Below are 6,161 nucleotides of genomic sequence, written 5' to 3'. Positions count from 1 at the left end.
ATTAACAATTTCCTAATTTTGACCAACAGGAATTAGTCAACACTAAATCAACCATGACAGGCGCTCACTACCGTATCCGTTCGACACATCATTTAGCACACGACAATAATTAATGCTCTGAAAAATTGTGTTTTGTTAAGAGTTGATTAACCATGTTAGCAAAGACTGAACGTACTCAGACGACAGTCTCGTATTGCTAAAGCGCGTTCTGATTGCCGAATTTACGCCCCGCAATTGCATATCCGTAGACACGAGCTACCTGCGGCTTAGTCGTATACGGAACAGGTTCGAGGAATGAATGGAATGAAACTCCCAGTCTTTCTAATGGTTTCCGTCAGTCTGATTGCGACAGGATGCACTGTTACCCCGAAACCACTGCCCCCAGAAGCGCATGCCAGCTTCGGGAAGGAGAGACTTGCCCTTGCCACCGCCAATCAGGAGCCCATTTCCGACAGGGTGGACTTGTACGAAGCCATGGCAAGAGCCCTCAAATACAATCTTGACACGAAGGTTGAGGTTATGCAGGCAGCGCTAAAATTGCGGGAGGCGGATCTGGTGAGCTATTCCGCACTGCCTAAGATTGTAGCCGGCGCAGGGTATGCCGGCCGCAGCGAAGCTGACCCGACCGAGGCCTCTACCCGCGATGATAGTATTGTTACAGCCGACCTAACATCCTCCTGGAACATCCTGGATTTCGGCCTCTCCTATGTGCGCGCCAAGCAGGCGACCGACGAAGTGCTGGTTCAGGACGAAATGAAGCGGCGGATGGTCAACAAGGTGATCGAGGATGTCCGCACGGCCTATTGGCGCGCGGTGAGCTACCAGCGTCTCGTTGGCCGCATGCGCGCGCTGGAAGGCCGCGTCGCCCGCGCGCTCAAGGACACCCGCAATCTTTCGTCCAACGGCGAAACGTCGCCGCTGGTGGCACTGACTTACGAGCGCGAACTGATCGAGGTCAAGCGAGAGGTGGAGCTGCTGGAAGGCGAGCTGCTGGTCGCCAAGACGCAGCTTTCCGCGCTGATGAACGTGAAGCCCGGCACCGAATTCACGCTCGAGGTTCCCAAGCGCCGCGATACGCAGCTGAAGATCAGCTACACCTCGCAGGAAATGTTCGATATCGCCGCGACCAACCGCCCGGAGATGCGCGAGATTTCCTACCGGCTGCGGATCAACGAGCGCGAAGTGGATGCGGCGCTGCTCGACCTGCTGCCCGGCATCAATCTCTACGCCGGTCCGAACTACGATTCCAACGACTATATCGCCACCAACGACTGGGTGTCGTGGGGCGCCAAGGTCAGCTTCAATCTGATGAAGCTCGCGACACTGCCGGCGGTCAACAAGAAGATCGAGGCCGAAAAACAGATGCTGGATACGCGGTCGCTTTCGGTCGCGATGGCAGTGATGACGCAGGTCCATATCAGCCGCGCCCGTTACGCCCACCTGAAGCACTCCTATTCGACGGCAGCCGCTCTCTCGAATGTCTCACACCGGATCCTCACACAGGTGCGCACCGAGACGGACGCGCAGAAGACCAGCGAACAGATGCTGATCCGTGAGGAGATGAACGCGCTGCTGGCCGATGCGAAGCTCGATATGGCCTATGCCGACCTGCAGAACGCCTATGCGAACATCTACGCTTCCCTGGGCATAGATCCGTTCCCGCAGACGCTGCGCACCACCCAACCCGTGAAGGAAATGGCTGGCGAGTTGCGTGATATGTGGCTGGAGCGCGGTGAATTGAAGACAGACCTCGTTGCGGCCAAATAACCGCCGGCATGGGAGACCGTGATGAAGCGCATAGCGGCATCCGTTCTGATGATACAGCTCTTGGCAGGTGGCGCAACTTACGCCGCCGGCAATGATGCGGCGGATGCCACGGCATCGCTGGAAGGGCTGCGCGGCATCGTCCGCGCCGCCGATGAAGCCTCGATATCGAGCGACCTCGGCTTTGCCATCGCCACACTGCCCTTCAAGGAAGGCGAAAGCTTCAACAAGGGCGACATCCTCGCCACTTTCGAATGCGGAGATATCCAGGCCCAGCTCAAATCCGCCGAAGCGGCGCTGGCGGCCGCGCAGATCGCCGTTGCCAACGACGAACGGCTGGCGCGCTCGAATGCGGCCGGCAAATTCGAGGTCGACATATCGCGCGCCAAGGCCAACCAAGCCGCAGGCGAGGCCGATGCTTATCGCAGCAAGCTTGGGCGCTGCACGATAAGGGCACCCTTTGACGGCCGGATCGGCGCCATGCCCTCCCACGCGCATGAAACGCCGGAACCGAGCCGTCCGATCATGCATATCGTCGCCAGCAACGACCTGCTGGTCGACGTGCTGGTGCCTTCGCTCTGGCTGCGCTGGCTGCGGGAAGGCGAAGAATTTTCGTTAAGCGTCGACGAGACGGCCAAGACCCTGCCGGTCGATATTATCCGCATCGGCGCGACCGTCGATCCGGTCAGCCAGACGGTGAAGGTGACCGGGCGTTTTTCCGGCCAGGCCACCGGCGTCCTGCCGGGGATGAGCGGCCCCACAGTGTTCAAAATCCCGAGTGAGTAGGCATACGCAGATGCAAGGTGTCGAAAAGCCAGCCAGCGATCCCATCAAGCTTCAGCCACCGGCAGCGGCCGCCGCCCAGCACGCCTACGAACTGTTGCTCAGGATTGAAGCTGACGCACGCCGTGCAGACAGCGTCGGCGAACTGCGCTTCCTCATCGCCAACGAGACGATGAAGCTCACCAAGGCCAGGCAGATCTTCGTGCTGTCGGTATGCAAGGGCGTCTTCAAGGTCGAGACGGTGTCCTCGATCGGCGCGGTGGATCGAAACGCGCCGCGCATCCGCTTCGTGGAGGGCGTGATCAGGCAGCTGTCGCGCGAGGCAGGGCTGGCGAAGATCAAGGCCTTCACCCTCCCCGCCTATTGCCCACCCGGCGAGATCGAGCAGGATAGCTATCCCTTCCCCTTTATGGCCTGGGTGCCGTTTCAACTGCGCGACGGCCATATTTTCGCGGGTATGCTGCTGGCGCGAGAGACGCCATGGCCGGAGGCGGATCTACTGCTGGCCGAAAGACTGGCCGAGACCTATTCCCACGCGTGGCGGGCGCTGAGCGGACCAAGACGCTTGAAGCACAGTCTGCCGATCAAGCCGCTGATCGGAACCGCCGCTGTGCTGGCCATCGCCGCGATGTTCATCCCGGTGCACATGACGGTGCTGGCGCCGAGCGAGGTGGTTCCCGTGGCGCCGGAGATCGTCGCGGCACCGCTCGATGGTGCGATCGAGGAGATCCTCGTCAATCCGAACGCGACCGTCGTCAAGGGACAGCCTCTCTTCAGGCTTGCCGACACAGCCCTTCGAAACGAGCTGCGCGTCGCTGAACAGGACGTGAAGGTGGCGCAGGCGAAGCTGATGCAGATCAGCCAGCGCGCGATCGCCGACCCGGAAGCGCGGCGCGATCTAGCGGTCACTCGAAGCGAGTTGAGTGTCGCCTCGGCCAAGCGCGATTACGCGTCCGACATGCTGGCGCGAACCAACGTCAAGGCTGAGACCGACGGCGTGGTCATCTTCACCGACAAGCGCGACTGGATCGGTCGGCCGGTATCGATCGGCGAGCGCGTGATGGAAGTTGCCGACCCCAAGCGCGTCCAACTGCGCATCGACGTGCCGGTGGCTGATGCCATCGCGGTCGAGAACGGCGCTGCCGTCAGCGCCTTTCTGGATGCCGATCCGCTGCATCCGGTCGCGGCGAAAACGCTGTCCTCATCCTTCGATCCGCAGATGATTGAAGGCAACATTCTGGCCTATCGCATCTATGCCGGATTTGACGCCGTGCCGGAGCGCGGCCTGCGTCTCGGCATTCGCGGAACATCGCAGATCTTCGGCGAGAAGGTGCCGCTGGCCTATTATCTGTTCCGGCGGCCGATTGCCGCGATCAGGCAGCGGCTGGGTCTATGAGCGTATCACCGTCGCCCGATCTCCGGCTGCCGCCCTTGCGCGAGGATCTGCAGATCGTGCGCGGCGGTACCAGCCTATCCGGCGAGCCGGTCTGGATTGTGCTCGATCCGGTCCGCAATCGCTTCTTCCGCATCACATTCGAGATGTTCCAGCTGCTGACGCTCTGGAATTTCGCCCGCTCGCTGCGCGGTCTCATCCAGGCGGTGCAAGCACAGTTCGGGCGGCTTCCCGAGCAGGAAGAGATCTATGCCGCGATGCGGATGCTGGAGGCGAGCTTCTTCGTGACCGAACCAGCCTCCGCGACCTGGCGCGCGCTTCATGCCAGCGCGACACGCCGCCATTCGCTCTTCATGCGGCTGATCCACAATTACCTCTTCTTCCGCATTCCGCTGGTCAGGCCGGACCGCTTCATCCGAAAGACCGCGCCTTTCATTGCGGGGCTCTTCAGCCCGACCTTCCATGCTTTCACCATATGCGCAGCCATTCTCGGGCTCTATCTGGTGTCCCGCCAATGGGATGCGTTCACCGGGACGTTTCCCTATATTTTCACGCTTGAGGGCATCGTGGTCTCTGTGATCTCGGTTGGCTTCATCAAATCGATGCACGAATTGGGCCACGCCTATGTCGCGCATCGCCATGGCTGCCGCGTTCCCACCATGGGTATCGCCTTCATGGTGCTGGTGCCGCTGCTCTACACCGACGTCAGTGATGCGTGGCGGCTGAAGTCGCGCTTCGATCGGCTGAAGATCGATACGGCCGGCGTGCTGACCGAGATGCATATCGCCGTCTTCGCGCTGCTTCTATGGGTGTTTCTCCCCGACGGCCCATTTCGATCCGCGGCCTTCGTTCTTGCGGCGACCGGCTGGGTACTCAGCCTGATCGTCAACCTCAATCCGTTCATGCGCTTCGACGGCTATTACATCTTCGCCGATCTCCTCGGTGTCGAAAACCTGCAGCCCCGCGCCTTTCGGCATCTACGTTGGCGGATCCGCCATCTCTTGTTCAACACCGGCGAGGAACGGCCCGATCGCTTCGGTCCGAAGCTCGACGTGATCGTGACGCTCTATGCGATCGCCACGACGATCTACCGGCTGTTTCTCTATTTCGGCATCGCGCTCCTCGTCTATCACTTCACAATCAAGATCGTGGGCGTGATGCTGTTTGCCGTCGAGATCGGCTTTTTCATCCTTCGGCCGATCCTGTCCGAACTCCGGGAGTGGTGGACCATGCGCCATGACATTGTCACGAGCAGACGCAGCTATCTTTCGCTGGCGATCCTTCTTGCGATTATCGCATTGCTCTCGCTGCCGATCTTCAAGAGCGTGTCGGCCCCGGCGGCGCTTTATCCCAACGAGTTCACGCGGCTTTTCCCGATGGAGCCCGGAAAGATCGAGGCGATCGGGATCAAGCGAGGCGATGTCGTGAAGAAGAACGACGTGCTGTTTTCAATCGTCCGCCCCGAGCTTCAGCAGGAGCTTCGCACCACCGAGATCGAAGCCGAACTGACACGCTACCGCCTGGCGCGCGTGCTGGCCGATCCGCAAAACCTCGTCGATCGCGGCATCCTCCAATCGCAACTGGCCGCGCTCGAGGCCAAGCGTGATGGCCTGGCGCGCCGGCAGGCATCGCTCATCGTTCGCGCACCGTTCGATGGCACCGTGATCGACATCGATCCGCAGGTCCATCTCGGCCGTTGGATCAGCCGGAAGGACCAGCTCGCGACCATCGCCGGCGCATCCGGCATGGCGGCGCGCGGCTTTTTGTCCGGCGGCGACCGTGGCCGCCTCGACGTCGGCGCCACCGGCCACTTCATCCCTGACGATCTCACGCAGTCGTCACTGCCCGTGCAGCTCACCTCAATCGCCTCGGCGGGCGCCTCCGAGATCGACATTCCGCAGCTGACATCCGAATATCATGGCGAGATCGCAGTCCACCCGCAGAACGCCCATGAACGGCTGCGCCTCAGCCCTGTTTCGGCACAGTATGCGATCACCGCCGAGGTATCCGGCAAGGCTTTGTCGGAGACCGTCAGAGGCGTGGTTGTATTGAACGGCAAAGGCGAAAGTATTGCCGGCCGTGTCTGGCGTCAGGTTGTAAAAGTTCTGGTCCGCGAGGCCGGCGCCTGACGTTTTCGTAACAACTATGAAACCATAGGCGGCACACCACCCTTGAATAGCTTACTAAGGATAGTATTTTGGATGATGAGGAATCGACTGAA

4 protein-coding genes are annotated in these 6,161 nt (G+C 60.6%); all 4 read left to right on the top strand.

Annotated elements, in window-relative coordinates; genetic code table 11:
* Positions 1-294 precede the first annotated feature (294 nt).
* Genes B3605_RS05975 through B3605_RS05960 form a run of 4 tightly spaced genes read left to right on the top strand, consistent with a single transcriptional unit; the run spans position 295 to position 6,069 of the window.
* Positions 295-1,767 carry a TolC family protein gene (locus tag B3605_RS05975; RefSeq protein WP_296433289.1) on the top strand — a complete coding sequence of 491 codons (1,473 nt, stop codon included), beginning with the start codon at positions 295-297 and terminating at the stop codon, positions 1,765-1,767.
* Between the two features lie 21 nt (positions 1,768-1,788).
* A complete protein-coding gene (locus B3605_RS05970) occupies positions 1,789-2,550 on the top strand; it encodes an efflux RND transporter periplasmic adaptor subunit (protein WP_112943405.1) in 762 nt (253 codons plus the stop codon).
* 10 nt (positions 2,551-2,560) lie between these two features.
* Entirely contained in the window at positions 2,561-3,943 is a 1,383-nt protein-coding gene (locus tag B3605_RS05965) for an efflux RND transporter periplasmic adaptor subunit (RefSeq protein ID WP_296433288.1), read from the top strand.
* Entirely contained in the window at positions 3,940-6,069 is a 2,130-nt protein-coding gene (locus tag B3605_RS05960; RefSeq protein ID WP_296433287.1) for an HlyD family efflux transporter periplasmic adaptor subunit, read from the top strand. Before B3605_RS05965 ends, B3605_RS05960 begins: the two co-directional genes overlap by 4 nt.
* Positions 6,070-6,161 lie beyond the last annotated feature (92 nt).

The sequence above is a fragment of the Rhizobium sp. UBA1881 genome (assembly GCF_002338015.1).
GTDB lineage: Bacteria > Pseudomonadota > Alphaproteobacteria > Rhizobiales > Rhizobiaceae > Rhizobium.
The sequence above is the reverse complement of the archived record's forward strand: the minus strand, read 5'-3'. Positions and strand labels throughout refer to the sequence as shown.